Raw genomic sequence first — 20,180 nt, 5'->3', positions numbered from 1 at the left:
TCTTTCCGATCCGATTTCCTCGGTGCTTTCCAGGTTCCCGCTTTCGCGTTTCCCTTTCCGGCGGTTCCGACTTTATCAGAAGTTCTGAGTCGGATTTCCCGCCCCGGCCGGGCATGGTCCCCGTGCCTGAGTTGGCGCGGGTGCCCCGTCGGGAGGAGTTGTAAACCTACTGGAGCGGGGCGCCTCGATGCAAATCGAGGCGCCCCGCTCCCAGTTGGCGCTTGCTCAGGCCCGACGGACCGTCAGACCTCCACCACCACAGGCAGGATCATCGGACGGCGCCGGTAGGTGTCCGAGACCCACTTGCCCAGCGTGCGGCGTACGAGCTGCTGAAGCTGGTGGGGCTCGACCACGCCGTCCTGCGCGGAGCGTTCGAGCACCTCCGTGATCCGGGGGATCACGTCAGCGAAGGCGGAATCCTCGATGCCGGAGCCGCGGGCCTGGATGTGCGGGCCCGCGGTGATCTTCCCGGTGGACGAGTCGATGACGAGGAAGACCGAGATGATGCCCTCGTCGCCGAGGATCCTGCGGTCCTTCAGCGCCGGCTCGCCGACGTCACCGACCGAGAGGCCGTCGACGTAGACGTAACCCGCCTGGACCTTGCCGGAGATCTTGGCCTTGCCCTCGATGAGGTCGACGGCGACGCCGTCCTCGGCGATGACGATGTGGTCGTGCGGGACGCCGGTCAGGGCGCCCAGCTCGGCGTTGGCCCGCAGGTGGCGCCATTCACCGTGCACCGGCATCAGGTTCTTCGGGCGGCAGATGTTGTAGAAGTACAGCAGCTCGCCCGCGGAGGCGTGGCCGGAGACGTGGACCTTGGCGTTGCCCTTGTGGACCACGTTGGCGCCCCAGCGCGTGAGGCCGTTGATCACGCGGTAGACCGCGTTCTCGTTGCCGGGGATCAGGGACGACGCGAGGATCACCGTGTCGCCCTGGACGATGCGGATCTGGTGGTCCCTGTTGGCCATCCTCGAGAGCGCGGCCATGGGCTCGCCCTGGGAGCCCGTGCAGACGAGGACGACCTCGCTGTCCGGGAGGTCGTCGAGCGTCTTGACGTCGACCACCAGGCCCGGGGGGACCTTCAGATAGCCCAGGTCCCGCGCGATGCCCATGTTGCGGACCATGGAGCGGCCGACGAAGGCGACGCGGCGGCCGTACTCGTGTGCCGCGTCCAGGATCTGCTGGATGCGGTGCACGTGGCTGGCGAAGCTCGCGACGATGATGCGCTTGCGGGCGCCGGCGAAGACCTGGCGCAGGACGTTGGAGATCTCCCGCTCCGGCGGGACGAACCCCGGCACCTCTGCGTTCGTCGAGTCCGAGAGGAGGAGGTCGATGCCCTCCTCGCTCAGACGTGCGAATGCGTGCAGGTCGGTGAGGCGGCTGTCCAGCGGGAGCTGGTCCATCTTGAAGTCGCCGGTGTGGACCGCCATGCCCGCAGGCGTGCGAATGGCAACGGCCAGCGCGTCCGGGATGGAGTGGTTGACCGCGATGAACTCGCAGTCGAAGGGACCGATGCGCTCGCGCTGCCCCTCCGCCACCTCGAGGGTGTAGGGGCGGATGCGGTGCTCCTGGAGCTTGGCCTCGATGAGGGCGAGGGTCAGCTTGGAGCCGATCAGCGGGATGTCCGGCTTCTCACGCAGGAGGAAGGGGACACCGCCGATGTGGTCCTCGTGCCCGTGCGTGAGCACGATGCCCTCGATGTCGTCGAGGCGGTCCCTGATGGACGAGAAGTCCGGCAGGATCAGGTCGATGCCGGGCTGCTCCTCCTCGGGGAAGAGCACGCCGCAGTCGACGATGAGCAGGCGTCCGCCGAATTCGAAGACCGTCATGTTGCGGCCGATTTCGCCGAGGCCGCCGAGCGGGGTGACGCGCAGACCGCCTTCGGGGAGCGGCGGGGGTGTGCGGAGTTCGGGATGCGGATGACTCAAAAGACTCTCCTCACCACGCACGCCACGTACCGGTGGGCACGTGGCGCGCGTGACGTTCGTGCAGAAGCAGTTGTCTGTGTGGGGTGCGGGCACCGGTGGCCCGCTTATTCAGTTGTGAAGCAGGTGCGCGGGGGTCCGCGCGAAGTCTGATGTCAGAGCTGTACCCCGCCCGCGGCAAGATCGATCTTGAGTTGCTCGATCTCCTCGGGCGCGCACTCGACCATGGGGGCACGCAGGGGCCCGCCGGGCAGTCCCTTCAGGGCGAGCGCCGCCTTGGTCGTCATGACGCCCTGGGTGCGGAACATACCCGTGTAGACGGCGAGCAGCCGCTGGTGGATCTCGGTGGCCTTCTGAACGTCGCCCGAGGTGTACGCCTCGACCAGGGCCCGCAGCTCGGGGGTGACGACGTGGCCGACGACCGAGACGAAGCCGACCGCGCCGACCGAGAGCAGGGGCAGGTTCAGCATGTCGTCGCCGGAGTACCAGGCGAGGCCGGAGCGGGCGATGGCCCAGCTGGCGCGGCCGAGGTCGCCCTTGGCGTCCTTGTTGGCGACGATCCTGGGGTGCTCGGCGAGGCGGACGAGCGTCTCGGTGTTGATCGGGACGCCGCTGCGGCCGGGGATGTCGTAGAGCATCACCGGAAGGCCGGTGGTGTCGGCGACGGCCGTGAAGTGCCGGTAGAGGCCTTCCTGCGGGGGCTTGTTGTAGTACGGGGTCACGACGAGCAGGCCGTGAGCGCCGGCGCGCTCGGCCGCCCGGGCGAGCTCCATGCTGTGGTGGGTGTCGTTGGTGCCGACTCCGGCCACCACGTGGGCACGGTCGCCGACCGCCTCCAGGACCGCCCGTACGAGATCCGCTTTCTCCGCGTCGCTGGTGGTCGGGGACTCGCCGGTGGTGCCGTTGATGACCAGGCCGTCGTTGCCTGCGTCCACCAGGTGGGCGGCGAGCCGCTGCGCGCCGTCGAGGTCGAGTGCGCCGTCCGCCGTGAAGGGCGTGACCATGGCGGTGAGGACCCGCCCGAAGGGGGTCTGCGGAGTCGAGGTCGGAGCCATGGGTTACACGCTACTCGTTGCTCAGGACCGGGTCTGCCCACGGGGCAGGCGACAAGTCGTGACAAAGGTGGAGCCCGGCACTGCCTGCTCGGGGGTTCAAGCAGTGCCGGACCCGTTTGATCAGGCTAGATGAACTTCTCTAAATGCCGCAATACGGACACTTCGGATGGATGAACCGTACATCTGTACCTGACCCGGTGACCCGGGTCGCGTTACGGCGCCACGCGTCCGTTCCCGTTGAAGGCCGCGTAGGTGAGCGGCATGAGCCGGGCCCACTCGGCCTCCATCTTCTCGCCGACCATCTCGATCTCGCGCTGCGGGAAGGACGGCACCTTCGCCAGCTCGTGCTGGGTGCGCAGGCCGAGGAAGTGCATCAGCGAGCGGGCGTTGCAGGTGGCGTACATCGACGAGTACAGGCCGACGGGGAGGACGGCACGGGCCACCTCGCGGGCGACGCCGGCGGCGAGCATCTGCCGATACTTGGCGTAGGCGTGGTGGTAGGAGTCCTCCATGGCGTCAGCGACCAGCTGGTGTTGCTCGGGAGTGCCTTCGACGAACTCGTACTTGCCCGGCCGGCCCTGCTGGATCAGCTTCCGCGCGGTGTCCGGCACGTAGAAGACCGGCTGGAGCTCCCGGTAGCGCCCGCTCTCCTCGTTGTACGACCAGCCGACGCGGTGCCGCATGAACTCACGGAAGACGAAGATCGGCGCACTCACGAAGAAGGTCATGGAGTTGTGCTCGAACGGACTGCCGTGCCGGTCCCGCATGAGGAAGTTGATCAGGCCCTTTGAGCGCTCCGGGTCCTTCCGCAGCTCCTCGAGGGACTGCTCCCCCAGCGTGGAGACGCGCGCTGCGAAGAGCACGTCGGAGTCGGCCGCGCTGTGTTTCACCAGCTCAACGGTGACATCGCTGCGCAGGTCGATCTTGAAGTCATCGTCGGGAGTGTCGGTCACGGTTCGCAGGGCCTTCCCATCGCGTCTCTTGGCGACGCCACTCTACGTTTAGCAATGAAGTCGGTGAAACAGGGCACCTCTGAGGGAGTTCGTTCGTCTCTACAGACGAAAGTGATCGTTCCACCCTTGAAGGAGACGTACCCCTGATGTCCGGTCGGCGTGAACCCGTACCGTTTGCCTTCGTCGCCGAGGCCGACAGGTTCCGCAGCAATGTCACTCCCCCGCCGCGCGAGCGGTCCTCCGTCGGTCAGATGGCCGGGCGCTGGCTGCTGGGGCTCACCATCGTGGCGGGTCTCGTGGGGTCCCTGGTCGTCGGGACGCCCGCGCTGACGCCCGGCAAGACGACTGATCTGCCTCAGCAGTCGCAGGCGTCCGAGAGGCGCTGAACCGCACCGCTGCGGCGGTGACTCCATCCGGCCCCGTCAGTGGTGACCGGGCCCACAGATCGGTAGCCTCACCGGGCACAGCCCACGCATGGATCGAGTGAGGACCAGCCGTGCCCCTGCCCTTCCTGACGGCCGACCGCGTTTTCGAGGCGCCGGACGACGTTCCGTTGCCCTACGACGACCGTGACCGCTGGCGGCGGCCGTACCGGCCGGGGCCCTGGCGCGTCGGCGTCGCGGCGCTCGCGCTGCTGCTCGCCTCGTTCGTGCTGTTCGCGGCGGTCATCATCGCGGCGACGGCCGAACTGACGTCGGCCGCCGTGGTGTTCGCGCTCGCGCTGGTCGTCATCGCCGCGGCGCTGCGGCTGCTGCGCATGGGCGTGTGGGTCAGCGCGCGCGGGCTGCGGCACGTGGGTTTCCTCACGACGCGTACGGCGTCCTGGGAGCAGGTCGTCTCCGTCCGCACGGTGCAGCAGCCGGTGCGCTGGCTGGCGCTGCCCCGGACCGTGCAGGGGCAGGCGCTGCTGCTCGGCCGCCGGGGCCAGGACGCTGCCACTCCGGCTCTGCTGATGACGACGCACAACGCGGACTTCCTGGGCCGCGCGGAGGCCTTCGACCGGGCGGCGGACTCGGTGGAGGCGTGGGCGGAGGAGTACAGCCCGCGCTGACGTCCTCTGTCTCATGCCGGTGGGGCCGGACCGTGTCGACGGTCCGGCCCCACCGGCATGAGCGGGCCGCGGTTCAGGCCGTTTCGGGCTGCTTGCCGTCGTGCAGGGCGATCGCGTGCTGCATCGCCTTGCGGGCGCGCGGGGTGTCGCGGGCGTCGTGGTAGGCGACGGCGAGACGGAACCAGGTGCGCCAGTCGTCGGGGGCGTCCTCCGTCTCGGCCTTGCGCTTGGCGAAGACCTCGTCGGCCGAGTCGCGGTCGATGCGGCCGCTGGGGGTGCGCCGCAGTTCGTCGACGGGCAGCCCGCCCTCGGCGTCGAGTTCGGCGGCGAGCTGATTGGCCCGGCGGGCGAACTGGGTGTTCTTCCACAGGAACCACAGGCCGATGACCGGCAGGATCAGCACGGCGACACCGAAGGTGACCGTGAGGGGCGTGCCGGTTTCGATGAGCAGGACGCCACGGCTGCCGACCAGGACGAAGTAGACGACCAGGACGGCGGCGGTGACGGCGTAGGTGAGCTTTGCGCGCATGACGGTCAGGGGCTCAGTTCAGGTCCAGGAAGTGTTCCAGGCCGAACGTCAGGCCCGGCGTGCTCACCACGCGGCGGGCGCCGAGCAGGATGCCCGGCATGAAGCTGCTGTGGTGGAGCGAGTCGTGCCGGATGGTCAGCGTCTCGCCCTCGCCGCCCAGCAGGACCTCCTGGTGGGCCAGCAGGCCGCGCAGACGGACGGAGTGCACGGGGACGCCGTCGACGTCCGCGCCTCGTGCGCCGTCCAGGGCCGTCTCCGTGGCGTCCGGTGCCGGGGCCGCACCTGCCTCGGCACGAGCCGACGCGATGAGCTGGGCGGTGCGCGTGGCGGTGCCCGACGGTGCGTCGACCTTCTTCGGGTGGTGGAGCTCGATGACCTCCACCGACTCGAAGTACGGTGCCGCGATCTGCGCGAACTTCATGTTCAGTACGGCCCCGATGGAGAAGTTCGGCGCGATGAGCACACCGGTCTCCGGTGCGGCGGACAGCCAGCCGTTCAGCCGGTCGAGGCGCTCGTCGGTCCAGCCGGTGGTGCCGACGACCGCGTGGATGCCGTGGCCGACGCAGAACTCGAGGTTGGCCATGACCGAGTCGGGCGTGGTCAGTTCGACCGCGACCTGGGCGCCGGATTCGGTGAGCGTCTCCAGCTTGTCGCCCCGGCCGAGGGCCGCGACCAGTTCCATGTCCTCGGCGGCTTCGACGGCTCGTACGGCTTCCGAGCCGATCCGGCCCTTGGCGCCGAGGACCGCCACGCGCAGCTTGCTCATCTCTTGTGCTTCCTTCACCAGGGGGATTGTCAGGCGACGGCGTCGTTCAGGCGGGCCGCCTGTTGGTCCTTGAGCGGGCCGATGACCGACAGGGAGGGCCGCCGTCCCAGGATCTCGCGGGCCACCTCGCGGACGTCGTCCGGGGTGACCGACGCGATCCGGGACAGCATGTCGTCGACGGACATCTGCTCGCCCCAGCACAGCTCGCTCTTGCCGATACGGTTCATCAGCGCGCCGGTGTCCTCCAGGCCGAGGACGGTGGACCCCTGGAGCTGGCCGATCGCCCGCCCGATCTCGTCGTCCGACAGGCCGTGCTCGGCGACCTGGTCGAGTTCGTCGCGGCAGATCTTCAGCACGTCGTGCACCTGCGAGGGCCTGCAGCCGGCGTAGACGCCGAACAGGCCGCAGTCGGCGAAGCCCGAGGTGTACGAGTACACGCTGTAGGCGAGGCCGCGCTTCTCGCGGACCTCCTGGAAGAGGCGGGAGGACATGCCGCCGCCCAGGGCCGTGTTCAGCACGCCCAGGGCCCAGCGCCGCTCGTCCGTGCGGGCCAGGCCCGGCATGCCGAGCACGATGTGCGCCTGCTCGGTCTTGCGGTCGATCAGCTCGACGCGGCCCGCGGTGCGCAGGGCACGCGTGCCGCCGCGCGGGGCGACCGGGTCGGCGGCGAGGTCGTCGAAGGCACCGGCCTTCTCGAAGGCGGCTCGGACCTGCCGGACGACCTTGGCGTGGTCGATGTTGCCGGCGCAGGCGACGACCAGGTGGGTCGGGTCGTAGTGCTTCTTGTAGAAGCGGCGGATGCGATCGGCGGTGAGGGCGTTGACCGTGTCGACCGTGCCGAGGACCGGGCGGCCGAGGGGGTTGTCGCCGAACATCGTGTGCGCGAACAGGTCGTGCACGCAGTCGCCCGGGTCGTCCTCGGTCATGGCGATCTCTTCGAGGATGGCGCCCCGCTCGACGTTGACGTCGTCCTCGCGGATGAGCGAGCCGGTCAGCATGTCGCAAACGACGTCGATGGCGAGCGGCAGGTCGTTGTCGAGCACGCGTGCGTAGTAGCACGTGTACTCCTTCGCCGTGAACGCGTTCATCTCGCCGCCGACCGCGTCGAGCGCGGCGGAGATGTCCAGGGCCGACCTGCGGCCGGTTCCCTTGAAGAGCAGGTGCTCCAGGTAGTGGGTGGCGCCGTTCAGGGCCGGGGTCTCGTCGCGGGAGCCGACGTGCGCCCAGATGCCGAAGGTCGCGGAGCGGACCGAGGGCAGGGTTTCGGTGACGATGCGCAGGCCGCCGGGGAGGGTGGTCTTGCGGACCGTGCCGATGCCGTTCTCGCCCTTGATGAGGGTTTGGGTACGGGCGACGGCCCGCGCCTCCGAAGAGGTGCGGGCCGTCGCCTTGGAGCGCAGGGACGTCACTTGTCGGCGTCGTCCTTCTTCTCGTCCGAGCCTTCCTCGCCCTCGATCACGGGGATCAGGGAGAGCTTGCCGCGGGAGTCGATCTCGGCGATCTCGACCTGGACCTTGTGGCCCACACCGAGGACGTCCTCGACGTTCTCCACGCGCTTGCCGCCGGCGAGCTTGCGGATCTGCGAGATGTGCAGCAGACCGTCCTTGCCCGGGAGCAGCGACACGAACGCGCCGAAGGTGGTCGTCTTGACGACCGTACCCAGGTAGCGCTCGCCGACCTCCGGCATGGTCGGGTTGGCGATGCCGTTGATCGTGGTGCGGGCGGCCTCGGCGGACGGTCCGTCGACCGCGCCGATGTAGATCGTGCCGTCGTCCTCGATCGTGATGTCGGCGCCGGTGTCCTCCTGGATCTGGTTGATCATCTTGCCCTTGGGGCCGATGACCTCGCCGATCTTGTCCACGGGGATCTTGACGGTGATGATCCGCGGGGCGTTCGGGGACATCTCGTCCGGCGTGTCGATCGCTTCCATCATCACGTCGAGGATGTGGAGGCGGGCGTCACGGGCCTGCTTGAGGGCCGCGGCCAGGACGGAGGCGGGGATGCCGTCCAGCTTGGTGTCCAGCTGGAGGGCGGTCACGAACTCCTTGGTGCCGGCGACCTTGAAGTCCATGTCGCCGAAGGCGTCCTCCGCACCGAGGATGTCGGTGAGGGTGACGTAGTGCGTCTCGCCCTCGATCTCCTGGGAGATCAGGCCCATGGCGATACCGGCGACGGGGGCCTTCAGCGGCACACCGGCGTTCAGCAGCGACATGGTGGAGGCGCAGACCGAGCCCATGGACGTCGAGCCGTTGGAGCTCAGCGCCTCGGAGACCTGGCGGATCGCGTAGGGGAACTCCTCGCGCGTCGGCAGGACCGGCACGAGGGCGCGCTCGGCGAGGGCGCCGTGGCCGATCTCGCGGCGCTTCGGGGAGCCGACGCGGCCCGTCTCACCGGTGGAGTAGGGCGGGAAGTTGTAGTTGTGCATGTAGCGCTTGCGGGTCACCGGGGAGAGGGTGTCCAGCTGCTGCTCCATGCGGAGCATGTTCAGGGTGGTGACGCCCAGGATCTGGGTCTCGCCACGCTCGAACACGGCGGAACCGTGGACCCGCGGGATGGCCTCGACCTCGGCGGCCAGGGTGCGGATGTCGGTGACACCGCGGCCGTCGATGCGCTTCTTCTCCTTGATGACGCGCTCACGGACCAGGGTCTTGGTCAGCGAGCGGTACGCGGCGGAGATCTCCTTCTCGCGGCCTTCGAACTCCGGGAGGAGCTTCTCGGCGGCGAGCGCCTTGACGCGGTCCAGCTCGGCCTCGCGCTCCTGCTTGCCGGGGATGGTCAGCGCGGAGGCGAGCTCCGGCTTGACGGCGGCGGTGAGGGCCTCGAGCACGTCGTCCTGGTAGTCCAGGAAGATCGGGAACTCGCCGGTCGGCTTGGCGGCCTTGGCGGCGAGGTCCGACTGGGCCTTGCAGAGCACCTTGATGAAGGGCTTGGAGGCTTCCAGACCGGCGGCGACGACCTCTTCGGTCGGCGCCTCGGCGCCGCCCTCGACCAGCTTGATGGTCTTCTCGGTGGCCTCGGCCTCGACCATCATGATCGCGACGTCGCCGTCCTCCAGGACGCGGCCCGCGACGACCATGTCGAAGACGGCGTCCTCGAGCTCGGAGTGCGTCGGGAAGGCCACCCACTGGCCGTTGATCAGCGCGACGCGGACGCCGCCGATCGGGCCGGAGAAGGGCAGGCCGGCCAGCTGCGTGGACGCGGACGCGGCGTTGATCGCGACGACGTCGTACAGGTGGTCGGGGTTGAGCGCCATGATCGTGGCGACGACCTGGATCTCGTTGCGCAGGCCCTTCTTGAAGGAGGGGCGCAGCGGGCGGTCGATCAGGCGGCAGGTGAGGATCGCGTCCTCGGAGGGACGGCCCTCGCGGCGGAAGAAGCTGCCGGGGATCTTGCCGGCGGCGTACATCCGCTCCTCGACGTCCACCGTGAGGGGGAAGAAGTCGAGCTGGTCCTTGGGGTTCTTGGAGGCGGTGGTGGCCGACAGCACCATGGTGTCGTCGTCCAGGTACGCCACGGCGGAGCCGGCGGCCTGCTTGGCCAGGCGGCCCGTCTCGAAGCGGATGGTGCGGGTGCCGAAGGTGCCGTTGTCGATGACGGCCTCGGCGTAGTGGGTCTCGTTCTCCACTAGCGTTATCTCCTCGTCTTCGTCCTGTCGCTGCCCGTGTGGCAGGGGGACGGTTGCGGAGAAGCGCTCCGGGCTGTGCGGGCCGGTCTTCGATCGAAGCACCCGGGGTTCGCTTCCCCCGGGGGCCACTACCGAGGACCGGCGGCGGCTAGGTGCGCCTCTCCTCTTCTTGTTGTGCTGTGTCGTCCGTATTGCGTTGTGCTACCACACTACAAAGCAGCGGTGACACTCCGCACGTACAGCAAAGGGAGCGGTCCCCTTTCCTTCGGGAACCGCTCCCCTCACGGCGTCTTACTTGGCGCCCGCCGCACCGCGGCGGATGCCGAGGCGGTCGACCAGCGCACGGAAGCGCTGGATGTCCTTCTTCGCCAGGTACTGGAGAAGGCGGCGACGCTGACCCACCAGGATCAGCAGACCACGGCGGGAGTGGTGGTCGTGCTTGTGGGTCTTGAGGTGCTCGGTCAGGTCCGAGATGCGGCGCGAGAGCATGGCGACCTGGACCTCGGGGGAGCCGGTGTCGCCCTCCTTCTGGCCGAACTCGGTGATGATCTGCTTCTTCGTAGCGGCGTCGAGCGGCACGCGTACTCCTCGTAGTCTGTGATGGGCCACCGAGTGCCCCCGGTCTGTGTCTCGGGGGAGCTTCCGTTACTCGGGAGGCGGGGATCCGCTGGGCGCGGCCTCCAGAGCGCTGGGCTCCGGGGGTGCGTACACAAACGGCCGTCGACCAGGGTACCAGGCGGTCGGGCCCCCCTTTGCCCCGGTCTCCGAAGCTCCCGGCTGAAGCGGAGGGGGCCACTAGGGTGAGCAGATTCGGATCGTTCGTACGTCGGGAAGGGGTCGCTGCGGCATGGCGGAGACGGCTGAGGAGATCAAGGCACGCAAGGAGCGGGAGCGGGACGAGCTGTACGCCCTCGACATCTCCGGTGTCGTGTGGCACAGCGCGCCGGGCACCGAGGGCCACGAGGAGCGGGTCGAGATCGCCTACCTGCCCGAGGGGGCCGTGGCGATGCGGTCGTCGCTCGACCCGGACACCGTACTGCGCTACACGGAGGCGGAGTGGCGGGCGTTCGTGCTGGGGGCGCGGGACGGGGAGTTCGATCTCGAGTCCTCGCCCCGCAATGGGGGGCCTGGCCCGGAGTGACGGTGGGCACCGGAGCCCTTACCGGGTCATCGGGCACTCCCCGATGACCCGGTGATCGAGCCGACGAGCCCTGTGCGGCGCTGCCCGGTGGCGGTCGGCGCCGTGTCCGAGTGGGGAAAGGGTCCCGCGGCGGCTCTGCGTCCGCCGCTGCTTCGCTGGACGGCGGACCGACGCCCCGCTGCGTCGTTCGACACTTCCCGTAGGTGTGATGGATCCCCCGCCCGGATGGGCGGGGGATCACGGAGGGCAGCGGGGCGGGGCTCAGCTGGTCATCGAGCGGACTGCCGAGTACACGTCGAACACCGCCAGGGACAGCGGCACCAGGGTCAGCAGCACGAAGCCCTCGGCGATCTCCAGGAAGCGCCCCCAGAACGGGGTGAGGCCGCCACGCGGGACGATCAGACCGATCGCCGTGACGAGCGCGGCCGCCGCGGCGATCGCCGCGACTAGCCAGATGGTCCGGAGGTCGAGGTCGCTGCGGTCGCCCATGAGAGCCTCGCGGACGAGCGAGTGCGGCGGATTGAGCGCCAGCCCCAGGCCGAGCAGTACGAGAGAGGCGAGACCGGCGGCCAGGACGGGGGCCACCTGGCCGGTGTACCGGAAGAGATGGGCGCGCATCAGCATGGCCAGGCCGGTCGCCAGGGCCAGGAACTGGGCCCAGACGTTCTCGGAGAACCCGAGGACCGCCGAGGAACCGACGGCGAGCAGCGCGCAGCCGCCCACCAGGCCGACCAGGAGTTCGTGTCCACGCCGCGCCTGGGCGGCGACCCGCTCGGCGTCGACCGGCTCCTGGGGGTCGGGGTCCGTGTCGTACGCGCTGCGCGGGGCCGTGTCCGGGGTGTCGAAGCCGATCGGGATCCGGGCGAAGCGCATCGACAGCCCCGGCAGGAAGGCCAGGCCTCCGACGGCGACCGGAGCGCACAGGGCAGCGGTCTCGGAAGGCGTCCAGTCGGCGAGGATCGCGGCGAACACGGCGATCAGGCTGATGGCGGAGACCACGACGAAACCGACGAACGGGCCGTCCCCGCTCGGCGAGCACAGCGTGAGCAGGACCGAGGCCAGCAGCACCGCCGCGCAGGCGAGGAGGAACTGGAGCCGGCCGATGCCCTGTCCGTCGGCGAACGGCAGGAGCCCCGAGCCGGCCACGCCGACGTTGGGGAGCGCGCCGAGCCCCAGGGCGATGGCCGAGGCCCGGTCGTCGTAGACCCGGGCGCGCACGCAGGCCAGGACGACCAGGAGGACACCGGCGACGCCGGCGAGGATGCCGGGCAGGCTGTTCATGTCGTGCAGCGGGTCGCCCATCCAGGCCACGAAGGCGAGCAGGACCGGCAGTACGCCTCCCCCGACGAGACCGGCCGCGCGCGTCAGGTCGCCGCTCCACAGGGTGCGCTCGCTGGTCACGGCGGAGGCGACCGCCTCGGAGACGTCGTCGAAGACGGCGGGCGGCAGCGACTCGGAGAACGGGCGCAGCGCGAGGAGTTCGCCGTCGAGGATGCGCTGGGCGGCGAAGGAACGGGCACTGTCGAGGACAGTGCCGTCGCGGCGGACCAGGTGATAGCCGACGGGCGCGCCCTCGGCGGGACTTTGCCGGGTGAGGGTCAGGATCTCCGGATAGAGGTCGGCGACCGGGATGTCGTCGGGCAGCGCCACGTCGATCCGGCTGTCGGGCGCGACGATGGTGACGCGGCAGAAACCGAGACCCGTGCCCGCCCCGGCGGGAGTTCCCGTACCGGGTCCCCTTCCGGTGGCTGCCGCGGAGGTCGTCATGCTCACCTGCTGCTCCCCCTCAGTGATGATTTTCTACCTACGGTGGGTACGGACGTCCCACGCGGTTGTCGCTGTCCCCTGCAACCGGCCATCCGGCGAGGTCGTGGGAACAGCCCTGCGTGCCGTTCGCCAGGGTTCCGCAGTCCGCCGGATCTCACTGGATGCCCCGTTTGCTCCGGCTCAACTCGCGTGTGCCCACGCGAACTTCCGGCACCCTATCGCCCCTTGTCCCCATGGCAGTCAGTAGGATCGCGCGGCGGCCTGCGTCCGCCTGACACGGGGCGGCGGACGGACTCTCGGGCTGGTCGAGGGAATGGATGTCAGTGAGCCACATCGTCGTGAAGCGCCCGCCTCGGGTGCTGCCGTCCGAAGTGCCCACGCAGGAGATCGTGCTGCAGCCTCCGCCCGAACTGCCGCGGGGCCACCGGGAGAGCGTGCTGATGCAACTCCTGCCGACGCTCGGCATGGGGGGCTCGGTGGTCTTCTTCTTCACGAGCGGGCAGCCGTTCATGAGGATCATGGGCATGATCATGATCGCCTCGACGATCGCCATGTCCGTGGCGATGGTGATCCGCTTCCGCCGAGGCTCCCAGGGGGAGTTGGCGGACATGCGCCGGGACTACTTGAGCTACCTGGGACGGACCCGGCTCACCGTCGTCGAGACGGCGAAGGCGCAGCGTGACGCGCAGTACTTCCTGCACCCTTCCCCCGAACAGCTGTGGGCCCTGGTCGCCGAGGGCAGCCGGGTGTGGGAACGACGCTCCGGCGACGAGGACTTTGGCCAGGTCCGCATCGGTCTCGGCGCGCAGGCCCTCGCCAGGGCACTCGTCGCCCCCGAGACCGCCCCTGTCGCGCAGTTGGAGCCGCTGACCGCGGGTGCGATGCAGCGCTTCCTCGCCGTCCACAGCACCCTGGACGACCTGCCGATGGCGGTCTCGTTGCGTGCGTTCTACCACGTCACGATCAGTGGTGATCCGCAGTCCGTACGGTCCTCCGCCCGGGCCATGGCCGGCTCGCTGGCCGCGCTGCACTCCCCGGAGGATCTGCTCATCGTGGTGGCGGCGGGCCGCGAGGCCCTGCCCCACTGGGAGTGGGCCAAGTGGCTGCCGCACGTCCAGGCGCCCGGTGCCGTGGACGGAGCGGGCAGCCGCAGGCTGATCGGCAGCGACAGCCGTGAGCTGGAGAACCTGCTCGCCACCCGGCTGACCGGCCGCCCGCGCTTCCACCCGAACGCGGCGCCCCTGCCGGAGGAGCCCCACATCGTCGTCGTACTCGACGGCCTCTCCCTGCCGCCGGACTCGGTCCTGGGCAATCCCGAGGGCCTCCAGGGCGTCACCGTCCTCGAGGTGGTCCCCGGCGATCTGAACACGGGCGGCGGCGAGCTCTCCATCGTCGTGCAGCCCGAAGCGCTGCACCTCGAGTCGGGACACGGTGTCGTCTACGAAGGGACCCCCGACGTCCTCTCCTACGAGTCCGCCGAAGCCCTCGCCCGGCAGCTGGCCCCGCTGCGGATGGCCTCCGGCGGCGACGACGACGAACCGCTGCTCGCCAACCTGGAGTTCACCGATCTGCTGAACCTCGGTGACGCGGCGTCCGTCGACACCCAGCGCACCTGGCGGCCGCGGTCGCTGGCGGAGCGGCTGCGGGTGCCGATCGGGGTCGGCGAGGACGGCCGCCCCGTGATGCTGGACCTCAAGGAGGCCGCGCAGGAGGGCATGGGCCCCCACGGCCTGTGCGTCGGTGCCACCGGCTCGGGCAAGTCGGAGCTGCTGCGCACGCTGGTCCTGGGCCTCGCGGTCACTCATTCGTCGGAGACGCTGAACTTCGTCCTCGCGGACTTCAAGGGCGGAGCGACCTTCGCCGGGATGGCGCAGATGCCCCACGTGGCGGCCGTCATCACCAACCTCGCGGACGACCTCACCCTGGTCGACCGCATGGGCGACTCCATCCGCGGCGAACTCAACCGCCGACAGGAGATGCTGCGTGACGCGGGCAACTACGCCAACATCCACGACTACGAGAAGGCCCGTGCGGCCGGTGCCGCCCTGCAGCCCATTCCGTCGCTGGTACTGGTCATCGACGAGTTCAGCGAGCTGCTGACGGCGAAGCCCGACTTCATCGAGATGTTCGTGCAGATCGGCCGCATCGGCCGGTCGCTCGGCGTGCATCTGCTGCTGGCGTCGCAGCGACTGGAGGAAGGCCGCCTGCGCGGTCTGGAAACGTACCTGTCGTACCGAGTCGGTCTGCGCACCTTCTCCGCCGCGGAGTCCCGCGCGGCGATCGGCGTACCGGACGCCTATGAGCTGCCGAACGTCCCGGGCTCCGGCCTCCTGAAGTTCGGTACGGACGAGATGGTTCGCTTCAAGGCGGCCTACGTCTCCGGCGTGTACCGCTCGGGCACGCAGCGCACCACGCCGAGCGGCGGCCCGCTGCCGATGAACCGGCGGCCGGTGCTGTTCACGGCGGCCGAGGTGCCGGTGCAGTACATGGCCGTGCCGCAGCAGCGCCCTTCGGCTTCGGACGGCCCGGAGGTCGACGACGCGCTCGCCGACACCGTGCTCGACGTGATCGTGCGTCGGCTGGAGGCCCAGGGGCCGGCGGCACACCAGGTGTGGCTGCCGCCGCTGGACAGTCCGCCGCCGCTCGACGGACTCCTGCCCGGCCTCACCGCGGTACAGGGCCGCGGCCTCACCCAGCCGGGTTACGAAGGCGCCGGCCGCTTGGTCGTACCGGCAGGCCTGGTGGACAAGCCCTACGAGCAGCGCCGCGACCCGCTCTGGGTCGACTTCTCCGGCGCGGCCGGCCACATGCAGATCATCGGCGGCCCGCAGTCCGGCAAGTCGACGCTGCTGCGCACCCTGATCTCGGCGTTCGCGCTCACGCACACGCCGTACGAAGTGCAGTTCTACGGCCTGGACTTCGGCGGCGGCGGCATGGCGGCGGTGGCCGGACTGCCGCACGTGGGCGGGGTCGCCTCGCGCCTGGATCCGGAGCGGGTGCGGCGCACGGTGGCCGAGGTGTACGGCGTACTGAACCGCCGCGAGGAGTACTTCCGCTCCGCGGGCATCGCGTCGATCGCGGACTTCCGGGCCAGGCGGGCCCGGGGCGAGATCCCGGTCACGGATCAGCCCTGGGGCGACGTGTTCCTGGTCATCGACGGCTGGGGCAACTTCCGCGCGGACTACGAGGCGATGGACCAGGTGATCCACGACATCGCGGCGCGCGGTCTCGGTTACGGCGTCCACCTGATCCTTACGGCCTCACGCTCGATGGAGGTCAGGGCCAACCTCAAGGACCACCTGATGAACCGCCTGGAGCTTCGGCTCGGCGACACGATGGACTCCGAACTGGACCGCAAGGTGGCCGCGAACGTCCCGGCGGGGGTGCCCGGCCGCGGACAGGCGCCGCAGAAGTTGCATTTCATGGCGGCGGTCCCGCGCATAGACGGTCTCACCTCCGACACGGACCTGGCGGACGCCACGGCGGCCCTCGCGACCGAGGTCTCCCGGCACTGGCAGGCGCCCGGTGCCCCGGAAGTCCGCTTGCTGCCCCGCGAGTTCCCTGCCGATCAGCTCCCTCCGGGCGATCGCTTCCCACGCCGCGGCGTCGCCTTCGCCCTCGACGAGGACAACCTCGAACCGGTCTTCGTGGACTTCGAGCAAGACCCGTTCTTCCTCGTCTTCGGCGAGAGCGAGTCGGGCAAGTCGAACGTGCTGCGACTGCTGATCCAGCAGCTGACACAGCGGTACTCGGGCGACGAGGCCAAGCTGTTCGTCATCGACAACCGGCGCTCCCTGCTCGACGCGACGCCGTCGTCGCACCTCGCCGAATACATCCCCATGTCCAACGCCATGGACCACCACATGGCCGCCCTGGCGGACCTGATGAAGCGCCGCACACCGACCGCCGACGTCACCGCCCAGCAGCTGCGGGACCGCAGCTGGTGGCGCGGCCCCACGGTGTACGTCGTCATCGACGACTACGACCTCGTGGCCACGTCGAGCGGGAATCCGCTGGCGGGTCTGACGGAGCTCTTGCCGTTCGCCCGGGATGTGGGGGTGCGGTTCATCATCGCGCGGTCCACGGCGGGTGCCGGGCGGGCGGCGTACGAGGCGTTCATGCAGCGGGTGAAGGAGCTGGGGGCGCAGGGGGTCGTGCTGGCCGGCGATCCGGGTGAGGGGGATCTGCTCGGCGGGGTACGGCCGCGGCCCATGCCTGCGGGGCGGGGGGTCTTCGTGTCCCGGCGGAGGGGGAAGCCGTTGGTGCAGGTTGGGGTTTGTCCGGGAGGGGTGTTGTGAGGGAAGGGCAGGAATCGTCATGCTCCTGGCCCGACTCGGCGGAACGGCTTCCGTTCGCGGCTCAGATGTGACTTGAGTGCAAAGTGGGTTGGGTCCGAGACTCACTTGAACGGGGCTCAAGGCCCCGGTCTGTTGCGCGTTCGACAGAATGACCGTCCATCGGACGGCTTTACGGGGACACGGGGAAGGGGTCCGACGCGATGGCGTGGGATGAATGGGAGCAGCTGAAGTCGCAGGCCGCTCAGGGCGGCTCAACCCGGATGCAGCTGAACCAGCTGGATCCCGGCGACGGCGGTCGGCCTGCGCCGGATCCCAGCCAGTACGGCGACCTGAAGGTCAGCCAGAAGGATCTGGCGAAGATCGGCCAGAACGCCTTCGACCTGTACGACGATCTGTGGAACAAGGGGCGCAGAGCGGTCCCCACCAGCGAGAGCGCCGCCGGAGCCCTGACAAAGGGCGGATTCGCCCTCGGCGGCGCGCTCCAGCACGTGGCGCTCCGCTGGGACCAGCAGCTGTCCTCCCTTCGTGACGCGTGCGCACACATCTCGAACCACATGAGAGTCACCAAGAATTTGCACGCCGACGACGACGGCTACATCCGCCGGCAGATGAGCAGCATCGACCTGCTGGACGCTGGCTTCGACGAGCGTGTCGGCCCTCCTGGCAAGCAGAACTCGGTCTACGGCGAACCGGATGACAAGAAGGGCAAGAAGTAATGGATCTCGATGCCCTTCGGAAAGCCGACTTCAGTTTGCTCGACGATGCCGTCGACGACTGGTCGACGATGGTCAAGGACCTGGAGACGCTGAAGGAAGAAGCCGAAAAGGGCCTTCGAGGCACTGCCAACAAGGCCGAGTGGGCGGGTGTCAACGCCGACGTCTCCAAGGAATTCATCGGCAAGACGACCGAGGAGTTCAAGGACGCACACGGCCAAGCGGAGTCCATCTACAAGATCCTCAGAGACACCCGGAACGAGCTGAAGGGCTACAAGGGGCAGCTCCTCGACGCCATTGAACGCGGCCGTCTGAAGAAGCTGACGGTGATCGGTTACGAAGGCGGTTTCACCGTCACCACGGATGTCCCGCCGGAAGGCCGCGCCCAGGAGGACAAGGACAACAAGGGCGAGATCACCGCGCTTCGAGACGAACTCCAGAAGATCCTCGACAAGGCCACCGAGAGCGACAAGTCAGCCGGCACGGTCCTCACGGCCATCGCCGACCAGAGCAGGCTGGGCTTCTCGGACGTCAACTACAACAGCCGGGACGAAGCGGCCGACGCGATCAAGAAGGCCGACGAGTTGGCCAGGCTGGCGAAGAAGCCCGAGGACCTCACCCCTGCGGAGTTCGACCGGCTCAACGAGGGGCTGAAGGACTACGCGAACGATGAACTGTTCGCGGAACGCTTCGCCACGAGCCTCGGACCGAACGGGACACTCAACTTCTGGACCGGCGTCAACGATCCGCACAGCGCCTGGGAACTGGGCCATAAGCGGTCCGACAAGTTCGACGACCTGCAGAAGAACCTCAGTCTCACGCTTGCCACGGCGTCACAGAGCGACAGCGCCGCCATGTCGGACTGGAAGTACAGAATGACCGACCTGGCCGACAAGCCCGTGGGTCGCAACGGCGGTTTCCCCCTCGGAGTGCAGGTCATGACCAACCTGATGCGGTTCGGCAACTACGACGACCGATTCCTCGTCGACTACGGCGACAAGGTGATCGAGACGGAGAAGAAGTTCACGGGCAACGGGCGTCATGGGGCATGGACCCGCACGGGCGGCGACCAACTCCTCAACCGCACCGGCACCGACTCGGGCTGGGACCCGATGACTGGGTACCTCAAGGGGCTGTCCAATAGCCCGGATGCGGCTACGGAGTTCTTCAACGGCACCTTCGTCACGAAGGACGAGGACCATGACTTCACGCACGACACTGATGGTGACGGGAAGGAGGGAAAGCGGACTCTCAGCAACTTCGACTATCTGTTCGAGGAGCGTGACTGGCCACAGGACACGGACAGCAAAGGCGAGGACAGCATCGCTGGGCGGAACTATCTTGCTGCGGCTTTGGAGGCGGCTACTACGGGGCATCCGGCGGGAGAAATTCCTACGGTGGATACACCACCGCATGATGCCGAACAGGCCAAGCTTACGGAGAACCTGGTGGCATCGATCTCAGAAGATCCGGGGCGGCTCACAGAAAAGGGGTACATGTCCGACAGTGTCGGCCAGATCGCTTCTGAGTACCTGGCAGACATCAACCGTGCTACGGCTGACGCCCCCGAGGGTAATGACAGTGTGGCCCGCCTCTTCCCGATCTCCGGGACGCCCGCTGAAATGAAGCACGTTGACGTCACTCGCTTCCTTGTCGCCGTCGGGCAGGATCCGGAAGGCTACGCCGCTATCGAAGTCAGTCAGAAGACATACATGGCCAGACTTATGGAGTTTCACCTCAACCCAGACCTTCCAGCGGACCAACGCTATGACCAGAGCGCCGAAGCCACAGTGAAAGAGATCGCGCGCCGGTCGGGCGAGATCGGCGGGACGCTCGCACTCGGACGGAATGAAGCCGTTCTGGGGCCGGCCAAGGAGGCCGACGGCGACTTCGAAAATGCTGTGAACCAAAAGAAGAACTTGATCTCGGGAACCACTGGCACGCTCGTCGGCGTGGGCACCTCCTTCATCGCATCCCCTGCAGTCGGCGCTGGCGTCGGTGGGGCCGCGGGCACCGTCACCAGCATGGTTCTGGAGCAGTTCTTCAAGGATTCTGACCCCGAGTTCACCAAGGAACTGGGCAGGGACATAGGCGAGCGCTGGGAGAACTCCAAGGATGCCAACACGGCGATGGCTCACAATGCAGCTGTCGCGGCGGCCAAGGCCCACAACTCACCGTACGCCGGAAACGTAGATGAGTGGACGCGCATAGGCACCACTGACGGTTTCAACGACGCATCCACTGCAGGTCACCAGATGGCCAGAGACCTTGAGACGGAGATTCCTGACTGACCAGGGGCATCGAGCCTCGCACCCCACTCGGCTTCCAGGTTTGCTTCCTGCGTCACCCTGACCAAG

At 68.6% G+C, this 20,180-nt stretch carries 15 protein-coding genes; 6 read left to right on the top strand and 9 right to left on the bottom strand.

Going from position 1 to position 20,180, the window contains the following annotated elements; translation table 11 throughout:
• Positions 1-242 precede the first annotated feature (242 nt).
• The 3 genes from IGS69_RS25790 to thyX form a co-directional block, all read right to left on the bottom strand.
• A complete protein-coding gene (locus IGS69_RS25790) occupies positions 243-1,928 on the bottom strand; it encodes a ribonuclease J (RefSeq protein ID WP_190902872.1) in 1,686 nt (561 codons plus the stop codon).
• Between the two features lie 152 nt (positions 1,929-2,080).
• Positions 2,081-2,980 carry a 4-hydroxy-tetrahydrodipicolinate synthase gene (gene dapA, locus IGS69_RS25785; RefSeq protein WP_190902871.1) on the bottom strand — a complete coding sequence of 300 codons (900 nt, stop codon included), beginning with the start codon at positions 2,978-2,980 and terminating at the stop codon, positions 2,081-2,083.
• Positions 2,981-3,192: 212 nt separating this feature from the next.
• On the bottom strand, positions 3,193-3,933 hold the full coding sequence (gene thyX, locus IGS69_RS25780; protein ID WP_190902870.1) for an FAD-dependent thymidylate synthase: 741 nt from the start codon (positions 3,931-3,933) through the stop codon (positions 3,193-3,195).
• A 146-nt stretch (positions 3,934-4,079) separates the two neighbouring features.
• Here thyX and IGS69_RS25775 point away from each other — a divergent pair, with 146 nt between their 5' ends.
• Together IGS69_RS25775 and IGS69_RS25770 are read left to right on the top strand one after the other, a co-directional pair.
• Positions 4,080-4,319: a hypothetical protein gene (locus IGS69_RS25775; RefSeq protein ID WP_190902869.1), complete on the top strand. Its 240-nt coding sequence runs from the start codon at positions 4,080-4,082 to the stop codon at positions 4,317-4,319.
• Between the two features lie 110 nt (positions 4,320-4,429).
• Positions 4,430-4,984, top strand: a complete 555-nt coding sequence (locus IGS69_RS25770) for a hypothetical protein (RefSeq protein ID WP_190902868.1) — start codon at positions 4,430-4,432, stop codon at positions 4,982-4,984.
• A 73-nt stretch (positions 4,985-5,057) separates the two neighbouring features.
• Here the strand turns inward: IGS69_RS25770 and IGS69_RS25765 are convergent, their stop codons facing one another.
• The 5 genes from IGS69_RS25765 to rpsO form a co-directional block, all read right to left on the bottom strand.
• The gene (locus tag IGS69_RS25765) at positions 5,058-5,513 is read right to left on the bottom strand and encodes a hypothetical protein (RefSeq protein WP_190902867.1); all 456 of its coding nucleotides are present in this window, start codon (positions 5,511-5,513) and stop codon (positions 5,058-5,060) included.
• A 13-nt stretch (positions 5,514-5,526) separates the two neighbouring features.
• A complete protein-coding gene (gene dapB / locus IGS69_RS25760; RefSeq protein ID WP_190902866.1) occupies positions 5,527-6,279 on the bottom strand; it encodes a 4-hydroxy-tetrahydrodipicolinate reductase in 753 nt (250 codons plus the stop codon).
• Between the two features lie 29 nt (positions 6,280-6,308).
• Positions 6,309-7,688, bottom strand: coding sequence for a M16 family metallopeptidase (locus IGS69_RS25755; protein WP_190902865.1), 1,380 nt, complete (start codon positions 7,686-7,688; stop codon positions 6,309-6,311).
• A complete protein-coding gene (locus IGS69_RS25750) occupies positions 7,685-9,904 on the bottom strand; it encodes a polyribonucleotide nucleotidyltransferase (protein WP_190902864.1) in 2,220 nt (739 codons plus the stop codon). The genes IGS69_RS25755 and IGS69_RS25750 overlap by 4 nt, the downstream gene beginning before the upstream one ends.
• Positions 9,905-10,195: 291 nt before the next feature.
• Positions 10,196-10,483 carry a 30S ribosomal protein S15 gene (rpsO, locus tag IGS69_RS25745; RefSeq protein WP_003993372.1) on the bottom strand — a complete coding sequence of 96 codons (288 nt, stop codon included), beginning with the start codon at positions 10,481-10,483 and terminating at the stop codon, positions 10,196-10,198.
• Positions 10,484-10,751: 268 nt separating this feature from the next.
• Here rpsO and IGS69_RS25740 point away from each other — a divergent pair, with 268 nt between their 5' ends.
• Positions 10,752-11,045 carry a DUF397 domain-containing protein gene (locus IGS69_RS25740; RefSeq protein ID WP_190902863.1) on the top strand — a complete coding sequence of 98 codons (294 nt, stop codon included), beginning with the start codon at positions 10,752-10,754 and terminating at the stop codon, positions 11,043-11,045.
• A 261-nt stretch (positions 11,046-11,306) separates the two neighbouring features.
• On the opposite strand, the gene eccD is transcribed toward IGS69_RS25740, so the two are convergent.
• On the bottom strand, positions 11,307-12,812 hold the full coding sequence (eccD, locus tag IGS69_RS25735; protein ID WP_190904641.1) for a type VII secretion integral membrane protein EccD: 1,506 nt from the start codon (positions 12,810-12,812) through the stop codon (positions 11,307-11,309).
• Between the two features lie 323 nt (positions 12,813-13,135).
• Between eccD and eccCa the strand changes: the two genes are divergently transcribed.
• The 3 genes from eccCa to IGS69_RS25720 all read left to right on the top strand — a co-directional run bounded on the left by eccCa (position 13,136) and on the right by IGS69_RS25720 (position 20,114).
• The gene (gene eccCa, locus IGS69_RS25730) at positions 13,136-17,110 is read left to right on the top strand and encodes a type VII secretion protein EccCa (RefSeq protein ID WP_190902862.1); all 3,975 of its coding nucleotides are present in this window, start codon (positions 13,136-13,138) and stop codon (positions 17,108-17,110) included.
• 200 nt (positions 17,111-17,310) lie between these two features.
• Positions 17,311-17,826 (top strand): hypothetical protein, encoded by a 516-nt coding sequence (locus IGS69_RS25725; RefSeq protein ID WP_190902861.1) that lies wholly within the window; start codon positions 17,311-17,313, stop codon positions 17,824-17,826.
• A complete protein-coding gene (locus IGS69_RS25720) occupies positions 17,826-20,114 on the top strand; it encodes a DUF6571 family protein (RefSeq protein WP_190902860.1) in 2,289 nt (762 codons plus the stop codon). Before IGS69_RS25725 ends, IGS69_RS25720 begins: the two co-directional genes overlap by 1 nt.
• Positions 20,115-20,180: the final 66 nt, after the last annotated feature.

The sequence above is a fragment of the Streptomyces tuirus genome, assembly GCF_014701095.1.
GTDB classification, from domain to species: Bacteria; Actinomycetota; Actinomycetes; order Streptomycetales; family Streptomycetaceae; genus Streptomyces; species Streptomyces tuirus.
The sequence above is the reverse complement of the archived record's forward strand: the minus strand, read 5'-3'. Positions and strand labels throughout refer to the sequence as shown.

Excerpts from the sequence above, each read along its gene's own strand:
- dapA (WP_190902871.1), bottom strand. The coding sequence starts at position 2,980 with ATGGCTCCGACCTCGACTCCGCAGACCCCCTTCGGGCGGGTCCTCACC.
- IGS69_RS25740 (WP_190902863.1), top strand. The coding sequence starts at position 10,752 with ATGGCGGAGACGGCTGAGGAGATCAAGGCACGCAAGGAGCGGGAGCGG.
- IGS69_RS25725 (WP_190902861.1), top strand. The coding sequence starts at position 17,311 with ATGGCGTGGGATGAATGGGAGCAGCTGAAGTCGCAGGCCGCTCAGGGC.
- IGS69_RS25765 (WP_190902867.1), bottom strand. The coding sequence starts at position 5,513 with ATGCGCGCAAAGCTCACCTACGCCGTCACCGCCGCCGTCCTGGTCGTC.
- eccD (WP_190904641.1), bottom strand. The coding sequence starts at position 12,812 with ATGACGACCTCCGCGGCAGCCACCGGAAGGGGACCCGGTACGGGAACT.
- IGS69_RS25720 (WP_190902860.1), top strand. The coding sequence starts at position 17,826 with ATGGATCTCGATGCCCTTCGGAAAGCCGACTTCAGTTTGCTCGACGAT.
- IGS69_RS25775 (WP_190902869.1), top strand. The coding sequence starts at position 4,080 with ATGTCCGGTCGGCGTGAACCCGTACCGTTTGCCTTCGTCGCCGAGGCC.
- dapB (WP_190902866.1), bottom strand. The coding sequence starts at position 6,279 with ATGAGCAAGCTGCGCGTGGCGGTCCTCGGCGCCAAGGGCCGGATCGGC.